General features: G+C 64.6%; 11 protein-coding genes. 4 read left to right on the top strand and 7 right to left on the bottom strand.

Translation table 11 applies throughout. The features are described 5' to 3' along the window. The first annotated feature begins 177 nt into the window (after window positions 1-177). On the top strand, window positions 178-1,986 hold the full coding sequence (locus tag J2S96_RS02670; protein WP_306859596.1) for an HNH endonuclease signature motif containing protein: 1,809 nt from the start codon (window positions 178-180) through the stop codon (window positions 1,984-1,986). Between the two features lie 349 nt (window positions 1,987-2,335). Here J2S96_RS02670 and J2S96_RS02665 read toward each other — a convergent pair whose 3' ends face one another. The 3 genes from J2S96_RS02665 to hisS all read right to left on the bottom strand — a co-directional run bounded on the left by J2S96_RS02665 (window position 2,336) and on the right by hisS (window position 6,446). Next, window positions 2,336-3,100, bottom strand: coding sequence for a GNAT family N-acetyltransferase (locus J2S96_RS02665; RefSeq protein WP_306859894.1), 765 nt, complete (start codon window positions 3,098-3,100; stop codon window positions 2,336-2,338). Window positions 3,101-3,200: 100 nt separating this feature from the next. Continuing rightward, window positions 3,201-4,985: an aspartate--tRNA ligase gene (gene aspS / locus J2S96_RS02660; RefSeq protein WP_306859594.1), complete on the bottom strand. Its 1,785-nt coding sequence runs from the start codon at window positions 4,983-4,985 to the stop codon at window positions 3,201-3,203. 93 nt (window positions 4,986-5,078) lie between these two features. Further along, window positions 5,079-6,446, bottom strand: a complete 1,368-nt coding sequence (gene hisS / locus J2S96_RS02655) for a histidine--tRNA ligase (protein ID WP_306859592.1) — start codon at window positions 6,444-6,446, stop codon at window positions 5,079-5,081. 259 nt (window positions 6,447-6,705) lie between these two features. Here hisS and J2S96_RS02650 point away from each other — a divergent pair, with 259 nt between their 5' ends. From J2S96_RS02650 to J2S96_RS02640, 3 genes are all read left to right on the top strand, one after another. Next, window positions 6,706-7,479 (top strand): peptidylprolyl isomerase, encoded by a 774-nt coding sequence (locus tag J2S96_RS02650; protein WP_370872982.1) that lies wholly within the window; start codon window positions 6,706-6,708, stop codon window positions 7,477-7,479. Window positions 7,480-7,544: 65 nt separating this feature from the next. After that, complete coding sequence (locus J2S96_RS02645; protein ID WP_306859588.1) at window positions 7,545-9,053, top strand: DUF349 domain-containing protein; 1,509 nt, start codon at window positions 7,545-7,547, stop codon at window positions 9,051-9,053. 234 nt (window positions 9,054-9,287) lie between these two features. Continuing rightward, entirely contained in the window at window positions 9,288-9,836 is a 549-nt protein-coding gene (locus J2S96_RS02640) for a type IV toxin-antitoxin system AbiEi family antitoxin (RefSeq protein WP_306859587.1), read from the top strand. A gap of 10 nt (window positions 9,837-9,846) precedes the next feature. Here the strand turns inward: J2S96_RS02640 and J2S96_RS02635 are convergent, their stop codons facing one another. From J2S96_RS02635 to yajC, 4 genes are all read right to left on the bottom strand, one after another. Next, window positions 9,847-12,240, bottom strand: coding sequence for a RelA/SpoT family protein (locus J2S96_RS02635; protein WP_306859892.1), 2,394 nt, complete (start codon window positions 12,238-12,240; stop codon window positions 9,847-9,849). 147 nt (window positions 12,241-12,387) lie between these two features. Beyond that, window positions 12,388-13,401: a protein translocase subunit SecF gene (gene secF, locus J2S96_RS02630; protein ID WP_306859586.1), complete on the bottom strand. Its 1,014-nt coding sequence runs from the start codon at window positions 13,399-13,401 to the stop codon at window positions 12,388-12,390. Continuing rightward, complete coding sequence (secD, locus tag J2S96_RS02625; RefSeq protein WP_306859585.1) at window positions 13,401-15,155, bottom strand: protein translocase subunit SecD; 1,755 nt, start codon at window positions 15,153-15,155, stop codon at window positions 13,401-13,403. The genes secF and secD overlap by 1 nt, the downstream gene beginning before the upstream one ends. Before the next feature lie 107 nt (window positions 15,156-15,262). Further along, the gene (gene yajC / locus J2S96_RS02620; protein ID WP_306859890.1) at window positions 15,263-15,646 is read right to left on the bottom strand and encodes a preprotein translocase subunit YajC; all 384 of its coding nucleotides are present in this window, start codon (window positions 15,644-15,646) and stop codon (window positions 15,263-15,265) included.

Raw genomic sequence — 15,646 nt, 5'->3', positions numbered from 1 at the left:
TCCGGCCGCTCGCCCTCTGAAGCCGGGAACCTCGAGGCACGGCGTCTCTTCAGTTAGTCTTTCCGGACGCTCGTCCCCTAGCTCCTTGGTCGCGTTCCCGCCCGTGTTTTTGGGGGATTTTTCGGGCCGGGACGCCTCAGACGCTAAAGCGTCGGTGCCTCGTGTGAGGGTAGGTGTATGGATCGAAGGACAGTCTGGGGTTCGGAAAGCAGCGCGGCCGTGGAGGCCGTTGCCGCTTCCGTCACCGTGCTTGCCGATCTTGCCGGGACCGGCGCGGACAGTTCCGATCCGTTGCGCGACCTGGCCGACGGGTGCCTGGACGGGCTCGCGGAAGTGGCCCGGCTGGAAGCCCGGACCGCGGCCCTGAAGGCCAGCCTCGCGGCGGACTACGCCCGGGCAGCCAGCGCCCTGGCATCCCCGGCCTGCTCCCCTGCCGAAGCCACTGCCCGGGAACTTGCGCTGCTCGCCGAGATCGCCTGCGTCCTGACCATCAGCGAACGCGCCGCCGGGGCCCTCCTGTCCGATGCCCAGGCACTGGGCACGGACCTGCCCCTGACCAGGGCCGCCCTGTACTCCGGAACCATCTCCTGGCAACACGCCCGGATCATCATCGAACAATCCCACACCCTGGACCCGGCGGGAACCACAGCCCTGGAAGCACACTTCCTGGACCCCGATCCCCCCAACGCCGCCCGCGGCTGCCCCGCCGGGGATCTCGTCCCGGCCCGGTTCCGAGCCAAAGCCCGCGCCTGGCGCGAACGCCACCACCCGGAAAGCATCGAAGAACGCCACACCAAAAGCGCCAGCGACCGGCGGATCGAATACACCCCCGACACCGACGGCATGGCTTGGCTCTCCGCGTACCTCCCAGCAACCACCGCTGCAGGCATCTGGAACCGCTGCACCGCAGCCGCCCGTGCCCTCCAACAACCCCACGAACCCCGCACCCTCACCCAACTCCGCGCTGACATCGCCGCCACCTGGCTCCTCACCAACACCACCAACAACGACTACGGCGGTCTGGTCGACGGCGAGATGGCCGGCGGCGGTGCCGGGAATCCCGGCAGAGCCGGCGGCGGCGGCGTGATGGCTGGCGCCGGCCGTGCTGGGATGCCTGGCAGCGTCGGAACGCCCTGGAATGTGGCAGCCAGGGACGCAGGTACCAGTGCCGAGGTGCCGGGGCGGGTGCCGTTCCCGCGGGCGCAGGTCCTGGTCACCGTGCCGGTCCTGTCCCTGCTGGGCGCGACCGAAGAACCGGCCATGCTCGACGGATACGGGCCGATCCCGCCCTCCATGGCCCGGGCCTTGATCGCCGAAGGCGCCGACTCCTTCCACCGCGTCCTGACCGACCCACGCGACGGCGCCCCGCTGGAAATCGGACGAACCAGTTACCGCCTCACCAAAGCCATGCGCCAATGGCTGCGCCTCCGCGACGCCAAATGCCCCTTCCCCGGCTGCAACAACCACTCCCTGGACAACGACGCCGACCACCTCCTGGCCTGGGCCGACGGAGGCACCACCGGCATCAACAATCTGGGCCAACCTTGCCCCAAACACCACCGCCTCAAACACACCACCGCCTGGACTCCCACCCCAGCCAGCAAAAACAACCCACCCGGATGGACCTCACCCACTGGCCGGCACTACCGCAGCGAACACCAAGACTGGGAACCACCCCACTGGCCACACCGCACCCCCACCACAAACATGGCGGCAGTTACCCCGCCGGACCACCCCGAGCCGCCGCCAGACACGGACCTGCCCCCGGGACACGAACTACCACCAGGCACGGACCTGCCACCAGACACGGACCTGCCCCAAGAACACGAACTACCGGTGGATCCCTTCCCCGACTGGAGTTCCTTCACGGCCGCCCACCCCTGGCCCCACACCCTTGACGATGCGGACGATCCGGACGATCCGGACACGGACTACCCAGGCTGGGGCCTGCCCGAGGACGACCCCAACGCCGCATACGCCGCGTAGTCAAGCAACCGACCAGCAACGAACCCCAAAGAAAGAACACCCGACCCGTCGCTAGGGCACGCCCCAGCGACCGCGGACCTCTCTTGCTGTGCAAACCCGCCTGCCGTCCAGGCGCCCTTGCTGGACAAGCGCCCGTAAAAAGACCCCAACCCCTGGGGCGCGGAGGCAGCCCACACCCCAGCAACAGCGCACACAGAGCAGCACCCAAGCTGACGACGGCGTGGGACGATCCGTACGAGCCCGCCCGCGCGCGTGGCTCATTCTGGAGTCGCGTAGCTCATTCTGGAATGAGGCCCAGAGGGGCAGCGCCGCGCTCCAGCCGACAGTGCGGCCGGCGCGGCTGCGCGTCCTAGCAGCCCGAGAGTGCCCGCTGGGGCCGTGCCTGCCGATAGAGGTACCTTCCGCGCTCTGCGAACCCGGCGCCGTCGTACAGAGCCCGCGCTGCCGTATTCGAAGCCATCACCAACAGCCAGAATTCCGACACGCCTCGATGACTGCCGGCCGAAAGGAGGGCGTCAAGTACCTGCCGCGCATAGCCCTGCCGACGGTGCCCGGCTGCGGTTGCCATGCAGTAGATCCCTCCCCAGCCGTCCACCAAGGCGAGGCGCCCGACGGCGGCCGGGGCGCCGTCGTCGTCCCTCACCAGAGCGTAAACGGACGGGCAGGACTCAAGGATCTTCCGTGCAATCTCCAGCTCGGCGTCGCCCCCGCGGCCGTCAACCGACCACCACAACCGGAGCCACTCTTCGGAAGGATCTTCCAAGAACTCGACGTCAGCTTTGCAGGGGTCGAGCGAGTCCATGGAGCGGCCTGCCCGGACCATGATGAGGGTCTCGGACTGCCGGGTGAATCGCTGCGCATCAAGCACAGCATTGAGGCCTGCGCTCCGTTCGTCGTCGAAAACCTGGAAGATCAGGGGCAAGCGCCTCGAGCGATACCACTGCGTGGCGGCACGGACTGCCGACTCGTGGTCATGAGCCCGTTTCCTGGGCCACACCGAGTTTGCCCGCTGGGTGACACCTCCCGCAGCCCGCATGACCCAATCCCCGGTGTCCTCACGGTCCGGCGCGGGCCATGCACGGTCCATGAGCTCCTCGATCAAAGCAAGGCCCATTTGCTGCGCCACGCGTCCTCCTCAAATTCAATCGCCGTCATGGTACGCCGGAGGCCCCCGCAATGCGCGGGGGCCTCCGGGACACTTCCAAGGTTTCCAGCTACTCCGGCTTGTTTGCCTGCGGCTTGGCCTCAGGCTTGAAGTCGACTCCGGCTTCCTTGCGCTGCTGCGCCGTGATGGGCGCAGGAGCAGCGGTCAGGGGATCGTAGCCGCCGCCGGACTTCGGGAAGGCGATGACGTCGCGGATCGAGTCGACGCCGGCCAACAAGGCCACAACGCGGTCCCAACCGAAGGCCATGCCACCGTGCGGGGGCGCGCCGAACTTGAAGCCCTCAAGGAGGAATCCGAATTTGGTCTGGGCGTCTTCCTTGTCCAGGCCCATGAGCTCGAAAACACGCTCCTGGACATCGCTCTCGTGGATACGGATGGAGCCGCCGCCGATTTCATTGCCGTTGCACACGATGTCGTAGGCGTAGGACAGTGCCGCCTCCGGGTCCTTGTCAAAGGAGTCCAGGAATTCGGGCTTCGGGGAAGTGAAGGCGTGATGCAGGGCCGTCCACTGTCCGCCACCCACCGCAACGTCACCGGAGGCGACAGCCGCAGCTGCCGGTTCGAACATCGGCGCGTCCACGATCCAGACGAAGGCCCAGTCCTTGGGGTCGATCAGTCCGGTGCGGTGTCCGATCTCGACGCGGGCGGCGCCCAGCAAGGCACGGGACGGTGATTTCTCCCCGGCGGCAAAGAAAATGCAGTCGCCGGGCTTGGCGCCCACCGCGTCGGCCAGGCCGGCACGCTCGGTGTCCGTGAGGTTCTTGGCTACGGGACCCGCGAGCTCGCCGTCTTCCTTGAAGAGCACATAGGCCAGACCCTTGGCGCCACGCTGCTTGGCCCACTCCTGCCAGGCGTCCAGGGCGCGGCGGGCCTGGGAGGCTCCGCCGGGCATGACGACGGCACCGACGTAAGGCGCCTTGAAGACGCCGAAGTTCGTGTCCTTGAAGAACTCGGTCAGCTCGGTGAGTTCGAGGCCGAAGCGCAGGTCCGGCTTGTCCGAACCGTACCTGGCCATCGCCTCGTGCCAGGTCATGCGGCGGATCGGCGTCGGGATCTCGACGTCGATCAGCTGCCACACCGCCTTGACGATGCCTTCGCCGAGCTCAATGATGTCGTCCTGGTCAACGAAGCTGGCTTCGATGTCGAGCTGGGTGAATTCCGGCTGGCGGTCCGCACGGAAGTCCTCGTCGCGGTAGCAACGTGCGATCTGGTAGTACTTTTCGAAACCGCCAACCTGGAGCAGCTGCTTGAAAAGCTGCGGCGACTGCGGAAGCGCATACCAGGAACCCGGTGCCAAGCGCGCCGGAACAACGAAGTCACGGGCGCCTTCCGGCGTCGACCGCGTCAGCGTGGGAGTTTCGATCTCCACGTAACCCTGTTCGTGAAGAAGCTCGCGGGCCACCCGGTTTGCTTCGGAGCGCAGGCGCAGGTTCCGGGCGGGGCCGGGGCGGCGCAAGTCGAGGTAGCGGTGCTTGAGTCGGGCTTCCTCACCGACTTCCACATGCTCGTCGATCTGGAACGGGAGGGGGTCCGAGGTGTTGAGGATCACTACTTTTTCAGCAATGACCTCGATCTCGCCGGTGGCGAGAGCGGGGTTTTCATTGCCCTCGGGACGCTTGCTCACGGTGCCCACGATCTGCAGCACGTATTCATTGCGCAGGCCGTGGAAGACCTCTTCCTCGCGGACGACCACCTGGGCGACACCGGATGCGTCACGCAGATCGACGAAGGCCACGCCACCGTGATCTCGGCGGCGGCCTACCCAGCCTGCCAGGGTGACGGTCTGTCCAATGTGCTCGGAACGCAAGGATCCGAGGTCATGTGTGCGCAGCACAGCATTCCTTTCAACATGATTTTCAGCGGACCATGATAAAACGATCCCGTTCGAGTTTACCCGTATGGATGAAGCTGAGGTGCGGGCCCGCGCCTAGCGCGTTGTGATGCGGACGTGGAGATCCTCCGCTGACGGCTCCCAGCTGGCGGGATCCGCGTCGACTTGCTCTCCCGTGCGGATGTCCTTCACCTGGTGGTTGCCGTCGTCGTCCGTGAACCAGACGAAAGGAATGCCGCGGCGGTCGGCGAACTTGATCTGCTTGCCGAACTTCTCGGCCTTCGCCGCGACCTCGGTTGCGATCCCCCGGCCGCGCAACTGGGCCGCGACATCCTGGGCCGAAGACCAGCTCTCGTCGTTGTTCAGGGCCACAAGTACCGCTGTAGGCACCGAGCGTGACGCCATCGCGAATTCCTGGCTCAGGATGCGGGAGACCAGGCGGGTCACGCCGATCGAGAGGCCGACGCCGGGGAACTTGCGGTTGCCCTTGCTGGCAAGGGCGTCGTAGCGGCCGCCTGAGCAAATGGAACCGAGCTGCTCGTGTCCCACCAGGACGGTTTCGACGACGGTACCGGTGTAGTAGTCGAGGCCCCGGGCGATGCTGAGGTCGGCAACAACCTTGCCGGGGGCGCGCTGCACTGCAGCTTCGATGACCTGTTCGAGTTCGCTGAGGCCTTCTTCGAGCAGTTCGTCAGTAACCCCGAGGGCGCGGACCTGCGCAACAAAGGACGTGTCCTCGGTGCGGATGCTGGCAAGCTTCAACGCCAGTGCCGCCTGCTCATCCGTGGCGCCGAGTTCGTTCCTGAGCAACTCGGCAACCTTCGCTTCGCCGATCTTCTCGAGCTTGTCGATGCTGCGAAGTACACCGGCGGTGTCCGTGAGGCCGATACCGCGGTAGAAGCCCTCGGCCAGCTTGCGGTTGTTGATCCGCAGGCGGAAGTCCGGAATGGGAAGGGCGCTCAGCGCTTCGGCAATGACAAGTGCGATCTCGACGTCATAACGGAATGGCAATTCGCCGTCGCCCACGACGTCGATGTCCGCCTGCGTGAACTCACGGGAACGGCCCTCCTGGGGACGTTCCCCGCGCCACACCTTCTGGATCTGGTAGCGGCGGAACGGGAAGGCGAGGTAGCCGGCGTTTTCCACGACATAACGGGCAAACGGGACCGTGAGGTCGAAGTGGAGGGCCAGGGCGTTGGGATCGGACTTGTCCGATTTTCCGCCCTCATTTCCGCTCGCGCCTGAAGCGTCCTCATCTTCCTGCAGGCGGCTGAGGCCATATACCTCTTTGTCGATCTCGCCCTTGCGGAGAAGCTGGCCGACTGTCTCAACAGCGCGCGTCTCGATGGAAGAGAAGCCGTGGAGCTCGAACGTCTTGCGCAACGTGTCCAGCACATGCAGTTCCACCAACCGCTCCTGGGGAAGCCACTCGGGGAATCCGGACAGGGAGGCGGTACGAGCCATGGTGGAAATTTCTCCTCAATGATTGCGTGGGCCGGCTCCCGCGCCACGAACCGCGGGCCGAATCGGCTCAGGTGGGGCGGGTGTCCAGCCAGTCATGCATAAACTATGTGCGGCAGCCAGTTTATGCTTTCGGCGCCCGCACATCTAATGCGGGCACCCGGTTCGGCTCGCCTGCGATGGAAGCTTGTCCAGTCAACCAGGAGGACCCTTGTCTACAAGGCCGCGGGACAACCGTGAAGCCAAACGGCGCATCAGGCAGATGGAAGCCAAGCGCGAGCTTCGTCGCGCACAGGGCAAGCGCCGCCGCCGGGACAATGTGATCGCGGTCAGTGTGGGCGCCGCAGCCTTGATTGCCGCGGTCGTGCTTCAACTCACGGTCTTCAACTCAAACCCAAGCGAGTCCGAGTTCGCAGCGGCGCAGGCCGGGCTGAGTTCCCCGTCCGCCTCAGCCTCTGCGAACCCATCCGCTTCCGCCGAAGCAACCGGATCGAACAGTGCCGGCATCCCTAAAGCGGACACCGCCGCGGGTAAGACGTTCACCGGCCAGCTCAGCCTCAACGGAGGCGCAGTCGGCGTCGAACTGGACGGCACAACAGCCCCCCAGGCCGCAGCCGTGTTCAAGTCCCTCACCGACGCGGGGTACTACAGCGGGCTCAAGTGCCCCCGATTGACCACCGCTGACAACTTCGCGGTGCTGCAGTGCGGAGCCAAGGGCGCGGACACCACCGACGACCCGAACTTCCACTGGGGGCCGCTGGAGAACACCCCCGCGAACAACACTTACCCTGCCGGAACCATTGCCGTCGCCCGGACCGGCAACAACGCCTACGGCAACGGGCACCAGTTTTTCATCGTGTACAAGGACACGGTCATTCCGCCGGATTCAGCCGGCGGCTACACGATCGTGGGGAAGGTGACGAGTGGGATGGATGTTGTAACGAAGATTGCCCAGGCAGGTATTAATCCGGGCAGTAGCTCCACTGACGGCGCCCCTGTGGCACCTGTCACGATAGACTCGTTTTCTCTGAAGTAACCAGCCAGGACCACGGTCCACGGCGCATTACCTTAGTAATCCCTCCAAGCGAAAGACTTTTAGCGGTGACAGACAGTCAGAAATCCGACGAAACTGCGGTAGTGGCCAACGAAGAAGAAGCCCAGGCTCCGGTAGCTGAGCAAACCGGCGTCGAGCCGGCCGCCCCGGCAGACGACGCGGCCGAGTCGGCGCCCAAGCCTGCTTCTCCGGCACCACGTCCGGCCGCCTCGCACGCGCCTTCTCCCGCGGCCTTTGCTGCCCGCCCGAAAGCACCAACAAGCGTGATTCCGGCCGCGCCGGCAGCCCAGCCTACGGCTGTCTCCCTGGCCGAAGCTGCCAAGTGGGGGCGGGCCGAGGGTGACGGCCATGTCTTCCTGACCATCGACGGCGAAGAGCAGCCGGTGGGACAGTACCCCGGAGTGAGCACCGATGAGGCGCTGGCCTACTTCGCGCGGAAGTACGAGGACGTGGTCGCTCAGATCGTCTTGATGGAGCACCGCGTCGAGTCCAAGGCCCCTGCCACGGACATGCAGAAGACTGTCGAGCACCTGCGCGAGCAGTTGGCCGAGCGCAACATGGTAGGCGACATCCGCGCCGCGGAAGCCCGCCTGGATGCCCTCGCCGGACAGATTTCCGAATTGGAGAAGTCCGAGAAGGCAGCGCACGACGCCGCACGCTCGGCGGAACTCGCGGCACGCGAGGCGATCGTTGCCGAAGCGGAATCCATCGCGTCCCAGGACCCGTCCCAGGTCCAGTGGAAGACGTCGAGCGCCCGCATGAACGAACTCTTCGAGAGCTGGAAGACAGCCCAGAAGAATGGCATCCGGCTTGGCCGCAGCAACGAAGATGCACTGTGGAAGCGGTTCCGGTCGGCCCGTACCGTCTTCGACCGGCACCGCCGCGCCTACTTCTCCCAGTTGGACAGCACCAACTCGGCGGCAAAGGTTGCCAAGGAACAGCTGATTGTCGAGGCCGAAGCTCTCTCAACTTCCACGGACTGGGGTTTCGCGGCCGGCGAATACCGCCGGCTCATGGACCAGTGGAAGGCCACGCCTCGCGCGAGCCGCAAGGACGACGATGCCCTTTGGCTGCGCTTCCGGGCAGCCCAGGACGTCTTCTTCAGCAACCGCCAGGCTGCCAATGACGAGATCGACCAGCAGTACACGGCCAACCTTTCCGTCAAGGAAGAGCTCGTCGCCGAGGCCCAGGGCCTGCTGCCGATTACAGACCTCAATGCTGCCAAGAAGGCCCTGCAGTCGATCCGCGACCGCTGGGAAGAAGCCGGAAAGGTCCCCCGCGCCGACATGGGCAGGATCGAAGCCGGTCTGCGCAAGGTCGAGGACGCCGTACGCGAAGCCGAAGAGGACAAGTGGCGCCGGAGCAACCCGGAAACCAAGGCACGCACCAACAGCGCCCTGTCACAACTTGAGGCGGCTATCGCCGGCCTGAAGGAAGACCTGGAAAAGGCTGAAAAGGCCGGAGACCAGCGCCGCATCAAGAACGCCCGTGAGGCCCTTGAAGCCCGCGAGGCTTGGCTCGACCAGATCCAGCGCTCGGCCAGCGACCTCGCCTAGTAGTCCACGGGCTGACAGTCTTCACTGTGCTGCCAGTCTTCACTGAGCTGACAGGCCCCGTTCCGGTTATCCACATAACCGGAACGGGGCCTGTTGCCGTTACGGCGGCCACGCGATGATTGCTGAATGGCCCAGAGATTACCGCCTCCGCAACAACCTCCACAAAAACAGGGCTTCCCTGCCCAGGAACTGTATGCGCCCGGGCGGCAGTTCACGTGGGCCGAGCTTCAATCCATGGCTGCCGACGGCGTGCTTACCCCGCTCTACGAGAAGAGCTTTACTCCTGCCGGGCTGGCCGTCACGCCCAGGCTCCGCGCCCGGGCGGCCGCCCTCGCGGTCCCGGACCGCATCCGCAGGAAAGTCGTTGCGGGCCGCATGACGGCAGCCTGGATCTACGGCTGTGCGGACTCCCCCGAGCGGCTTTCACTCCTGGTGGACGCCAAACACCGCATATCGAGTTTGCGTTCGGCGCGGGGCTGCATCCTGCACGAAGTCCGCTTGGGCCAAATGGACGTTGTCAGCATCGGCGGGCTGCTCGTGACCAGCCCGCTCCGGACCGCCGTCGATGTGGCTCTCCACGTCGAAGCGGACCGGGCCCTGCCCGCACTCAGCTTGCTGCTTTCCCAGGAGGAACTGGGTGTCCGGCTGCGGCTTGTGACCCTCGCAGTGGAGGCGTCCCCGAGGGTGCCCCACAAGAAGGCTGCTTTGCGCAAGCTCGACGCGCTGGCTCAAGCCGCTGACGTGATCCCGGCCCAGCCATCCCCGCCCCATGCGGCAGCCTGAGCGTCAGGGTTCAGCTTCTACGGCGATTGCCCGTGGTCCTGTAGACGTCGAAGACGCCGTCGATCCTGCGCACTGCACTGAGCACATGGTGCAGGTACTTCGGATCCCCCATTTCGAAAGCGAAGCGGGAAATGGCCACCCGGTCGCTCGACGTGTGCACTGAAGCAGCCAGGATGTTGACGTGGTTCTCCGAGAGCACACGGGTAACGTCCGAGAGCAACGACTTCCGGTCCAGCGCCTCCACTTGGATCTCAACCAGGAAGACGCTGGATTGGGTCGGAGCCCATTCGACTTCGACAATCCGGTCTGGCTGGTCCCTGAGATCCGAGACATTCGTACAGTCTGTGCGGTGCACCGACACACCCGAGCCCCGGGTCACGAACCCGAGGATCGGATCGGGCGGTACGGGCGTGCAGCAGCGGGCAAGTTTCACCCAGACGTCTCCCACACCGCGGACAATGACGCCGGAATCCGAGTATCGGGTCTTCTGCAGTTGCGAGGGGATACTGACTTCGTCCAGGTCCTCGTCAGGCGTCTCATGGCCGCCAAGGTGCTCCATGAGTTTTTCCATGACGGACTGCGCCGAAGTATGCCCATCGCCTACACCGGCATACAGGCCGGAAATGTCGACGTAGTGGAACTCCTCCGCCACCGTGGACAGGGCGTCGTGCGTCATGAGCCGCTGCAAGGGCAGGTTCTGCTTGCGCATGGCCCGGGTCAGCTGGTCCTTGCCGCGCTCGATCGCCTCTTCGCGGCGTTCCTTGCTGAACCACTGCCTGATCTTGTTGCGCGCCCGTGCGCTCTTGACGAAGTGCTGCCAGTCTTGGCTAGGTCCTGCGCCCTCGGCCTTGGAGGTGAAGATCTCGACCCAGTCGCCGTGATTGAGCTCGCTGTTAAGCGGCACGAGCTTGCCGTTGACGCGCGCACCGATCGTCCGGTGACCCACCTCGGTGTGGACCGCGTAAGCGAAGTCCACCGGCGTTGACCCCGCGGGAAGGGCCATGACCTCGCCCTTGGGGGTGAACACGAACACCTCACGGGCGTTTATCTCAAAACGCAGCGAGTCCAGGAACTCGCCGGGATCCGAAGTTTCCTGCTGCCAGTCGACCAAAGAACGCAACCAGCCCATGTCCCCGTCCTTGGGGCTCCCCGGGCCTACGGCGGTCCGGTTGGGTTGGTCCTTGTACTTCCAGTGCGCCGCCACACCGTACTCGGCACGGCGGTGCATTTCGTGGGTACGGATCTGGATCTCGACGGGCTTTCCCCCGGGTCCGATGACCGTGGTGTGCAAGGACTGGTACATGTTGAACTTCGGCATGGCGATGTAGTCCTTGAACCGCCCCGGCAGGGGGTTCCAGCGCGAATGCAAAGTACCGAGAGCCGCGTAACAGTCACGGACGGAGTCCACCAAGACACGCACGCCCATGAGGTCGTTGATGTCGTCGAAGTCCTTGTCCCTGACGATCATCTTCTGGTAGATCGAGTAATAATGCTTGGGCCGGCCCGTGATCGTGGCCTTGATCCGGGCAACGCGGAGGTCTTCGGCAATCTGGTTGCGGATGACGCTCAAGCTCTTCTCGCGCTCCGGAGTGCGGTCCCCCACCATCCGGACGATTTCTTCATACACCTTCGGGTACAGAGCAGCGAAGGAGAGATCCTCAAGTTCCCATTTGATGGTGTTCATGCCGAGCCGGTGGGCCAGCGGCGCAAAGATCTCGAGGGTTTCACGCGCTTTGCGGGAGGACGATTCCGCGGAAACGAAGCGCCACGTACGCGCATTGTGCAACCGGTCCGCAAGCTTGATCATCAGCACCCGGATGTCCTTGGCCATGGCCACAACCATCTTGCGGACAGTCTCGGACTGTGCAGCCTCACCGAACTGGACCTTGTCCAGCTTGGTGACACCGTCCACGAGCATCGCGACCTCCGGGCCGAAGTCGCGCGTCAGGTCGGCGAGGGTGTAGGGAGTGTCCTCCACGGTGTCGTGCAAGAGGGCAGCGGCCAGGGTGGTGCCGGTGAGTCCCAGCTCGGCCAGGATCGTGGCCACTGCCACGGGGTGGGTGATGTACGGATCGCCGCTTTTCCGCTTCTGGCCCTGGTGGCTGCGCTCGGCGACCGTAAAGGCCCGCTGGATCAGATCGAGGTCTTCCTTGGGGTTGTTCGCCCTGACTGTCCGCAGGAGCGGTTCGAGGATGGGCGAATAGGTGCTCGCGCCCCGACCCGTCAATTTCGCCAGCCTGGAGCGGGTCCGTTCGCGCCGTCCGGGGAACGTCGGGCGCGCGCCCGGGCTGTCCACGGGCACACCGTCAACAGTGCTGCCCGAAGATGGAGTTGCGGTGCCGGGCACGCGGTTCAGGCCGTCCTTTCCGCCCGCCGGCGGCGCCGACGTCGTACGTTCCTCCACAAAAGCACCTCTCACGACTGACTTAATTCTCCCAGTCTATTCCCGCTGGCGACCTGTCCAAGAACCGGTACCCAGATGACGGAGCCGGAAACCCGAAGGGCCGGTCACCGCATCCAGCGGTGACCGGCCCTTCTACGGGAAACCGGGCTAGACGGTGGCGGTTTCAGCGTCCGAGCTGGCGGCTGCCGCACGTCGGGCGGCCACCTTCTTGGCCTGCTTCTGCAGCTCGGGTTCGCTCTGGCGCAGCCAGGCGTAGAGCGGAGCCGCGATGAAGATCGTCGCCGCGGTACCGATCAGGATGCCGACGAACAACGCGAGGGACAGGTCGCGGAGCGTGCCCGCGCCCAGGAGTCCGGCGCCAATGAAGAGAATCGCGGCGACGGGCAATACGGCCACCATCATGGTGTTGATGGAGCGCACCAGGGTCTGGTTGACCGCGAGGTTGACCTCTTCGGCGAAAGTGCGGCGGCTGGAGGTGGTGATGTCAGAGGTGTTTTCACGGATCTTGTCGAAAACCACCACGGTGTCGTACAGGGAGTAGCTGAGCACTGTCAGGAAGCCGATGATTGCCGACGGGGTCACCTCGAAATCGCTCAAGGAGTAGACCCCGGCCGTGCAGAACATCGTGACCAGCATGCCCGCCAGGGCAGAAACCGACATCTTCCAGGTCCGGAAGTACAAGGCCATCAGAAGGGCGGCCAGGCCTACGAACACCGCTAGGCCAATGAGGGCCTGCTTGGTGACGTCCTGCCCCCAAGTGGGGCCAATGAAGGTCGAGGTGACCTGGCTTTCGGTGACGCCGTAAACCTTTGCGAGATCCGCTTTGAGCTTGACGGTCTGGTCATCGCTCAGTTTGTCGGTCTGGATACGCATGGTGTTGCCGGCGACGTTGGTGACGCGCGGAACAGCGCCGGGTACGACGTCGTGGACAGCTTTCTCACCAGGGGCGGAATCGGTGGTCTTCACGTTGGAAACCGTGAACTCGGAACCGCCGCGGAAGTCGATTCCGAGGTTGTATCCGCCCTTAGCCACCGGAAGGAGGATGGAGATCGCCACCGCGACTGCGGCGATGATGAACCAGATCTTCTTGCTGGATACGAAGTTGTAAGAGCGCTTGCCCGTGTAGAGCTCGTTGCCGAACTTTGCGAAGCTCGTGGTCATTACTTCTCCTCCTTGGTGCCGTTGGAAGAACCAGCGAGCTGGGCTTGCTTCTCGGCAAGGCGACGTTCGGCGATAGTCATGCGGCGCTCGGCTTCCGCGGCGGCACCGGTATTGCGGGCGCGCACGACGGCGGGCTTCTCGGCTGGCGTGCGGAGCCGGCCGGCACCCCGGTACAGGGGCACGGCGCCCAAGCGCTCAGGGTCGAGGCCGGAGAAGCGGTGGCCCTCCCCGAAGAACTTGGTCCGGGCAAGCACCTGGAGCGTGGGGTGCGTGAACATGAACACGACCAGGAGGTCTGCGACAGCGGTGAGGCCAAGGGTGAAGGCGAAGCCGCGGACGTTTCCAACGGCGACGAAGTACAAGACCACGGCGGCAAGCAGGTTGACGGCCTTGGATGCAAGGACCGTCCGCTTAGCGCGCTTCCAACCGTTCTCGACGGCGGACACGAGCCCCTTGCCCTCACGAAGTTCGTCACGGATGCGTTCGAAGTACACGATGAACGAGTCGGCTGTCTGACCAATGGCCACGATGAGGCCAGCCACACCAGCGAGGGACAGCCGGTAGTTCTCGGTCCAGCCAAGGATCGCGATGGCGAGGTAGGTCAGTCCGCCGGCCACCACGAGGGAGAGAATCGTGACGAAGCCCAGGGCCCGGTACTGGAAGAGTGAATAGACCACGACAAGCAGGAGACCGATCACACCGGCCATCAGGCCAAGGCGCAGCTGCTCGCCTCCGAGGGTGGCGGAAATCTGCTCCTCCGACTGGATGTCGAAGCTGATGGGCAAAGCGCCGTAGCGAAGCTGGTCGGACAAGGCCTGTGCCGATGCCTGCGTGAAGTTACCCGTGATCTGCGGCTTGCCATCGGTGATGACGGCGAGGGCGCGCGGAGCGGAAATGACCTGGTCATCCAGGACGATGGCGAACTGGGCCTTGGGGTCGTTGCCGCCCTGTGCCTGAGACGCTACGTAGAACTGGTTGAGCCTCTGGGTGACGTCCTTGAAGGTCTTGGTGGCGTTGGCATCGAACGTGATAGTGACGCCCCACGCATTGGTCACCGAGCCCTGTGCGCCCTGGACGGGATCGAAGGAGGAAGACACGATGTCCTGGCCCTTTACCTCGACCGGGCCAAGGATGTACTTGACTGCAGGAGTCGTGGCCGTTGCGGGCTCGCAAGTCACCAGCGGCTTGGCGGGATCTGACCGCGGCTGCTTGTCCTGGGAAGGATGGACGCAGTCCAGGGCCTCGAAGGCCTTGTAGACGTCAGCCGTCACCCAGTTGCTGTCGCTCGCGTTGGTCGGCGCAGCCGTGGGCTTCGGCAGGCTTGCGTCCGGCGTCCGCGAGGCTGCCGGAACGGGCGCGGGGTCCCCGGTGGTGATCACCGGACGGAAGTTCATGTCGGCAGATGCCTGGATCAAGGCACGCGTTTCCGAACTTGGCGTCCCGGGAAGGCTCACCACGACGTTACGGCCGGACTGCGTGGTGATTTCAGCCTCGGCAACGCCTGAACTGTCAACGCGCTGGCGGATAATTGCCACGGCTTGGTTCAACTGTTCTTCGTTGATGCCGGTGGATCCTTCAACCTTGGGCGCAAGAATCATTTGCGTTCCGCCCTCGAGGTCAAGCGCGAGCTTTGGAGCCCAGCTCGCATGACCGGTGATGACGCCGCCCCCGAGGACTGCTGTCAGTACAGCGAATATTGCGACAAGCCAGATCAGCACCCTGCGGGCTGCATTTTTGTGGCCGGTTCGTGCCATGTTCGATCTTCCTGTTGATGACGGAACAGCCGCCGGCCCGCACGGTAGCGCAGGCCGGCGGCGATTCATTGCCGTAGAGCTATTCCCGCTTGTAGAGCGGGCACGGGCTAGCTGTCCTTCTTGCCCTCGTCATTGAGGCGCCTGAGGGTTTCCTCCGGAGTTTCCGGGGATGCCGACGCCTCGGCATCAGCGACCGTCAGCGACGACGCGTCGTCCGGAACGTCAACCGGGGCTTCCGCGACGGGCTCAACGATCTTGGTAACGGCCTGGCGATGCACCGTGGCGAGGTTGCCCGGAGACAGTTCAAGGACAACCTTGTTCTCAGCGTCGTCCATCTCGACGATTCGGCCGAACAGGCCGAAACTGGTCATGACCTCAACGCCGGGGGCAAACTGAGACTGCAGCTGGGCTTGCTGCTGCTGGGTCTTCTTGTTGCGGCGGAACATCATGAAGATGAAGACGCCGAGCATGGCGAACAGCAGGATTGTCAT

This window comes from Arthrobacter bambusae (assembly GCF_030812595.1).
In the GTDB taxonomy this organism is placed as follows: domain Bacteria; phylum Actinomycetota; class Actinomycetes; order Actinomycetales; family Micrococcaceae; genus Arthrobacter; species Arthrobacter bambusae_B.
The sequence above is the reverse complement of the archived record's forward strand: the minus strand, read 5'-3'. Positions and strand labels throughout refer to the sequence as shown.

Excerpts from the sequence above, each read along its gene's own strand:
- J2S96_RS02665 (WP_306859894.1), bottom strand. The coding sequence starts at position 3,100 with ATGGGCCTTGCTTTGATCGAGGAGCTCATGGACCGTGCATGGCCCGCG.
- hisS (WP_306859592.1), bottom strand. The coding sequence starts at position 6,446 with ATGGCTCGTACCGCCTCCCTGTCCGGATTCCCCGAGTGGCTTCCCCAG.
- J2S96_RS02640 (WP_306859587.1), top strand. The coding sequence starts at position 9,288 with ATGGCTGCCGACGGCGTGCTTACCCCGCTCTACGAGAAGAGCTTTACT.
- secD (WP_306859585.1), bottom strand. The coding sequence starts at position 15,155 with ATGGCACGAACCGGCCACAAAAATGCAGCCCGCAGGGTGCTGATCTGG.
- yajC (WP_306859890.1), bottom strand. The coding sequence starts at position 15,646 with ATGACAATCCTGCTGTTCGCCATGCTCGGCGTCTTCATCTTCATGATG.
- J2S96_RS02650 (WP_370872982.1), top strand. The coding sequence starts at position 6,706 with ATGGAAGCCAAGCGCGAGCTTCGTCGCGCACAGGGCAAGCGCCGCCGC.
- J2S96_RS02670 (WP_306859596.1), top strand. The coding sequence starts at position 178 with ATGGATCGAAGGACAGTCTGGGGTTCGGAAAGCAGCGCGGCCGTGGAG.
- secF (WP_306859586.1), bottom strand. The coding sequence starts at position 13,401 with ATGACCACGAGCTTCGCAAAGTTCGGCAACGAGCTCTACACGGGCAAG.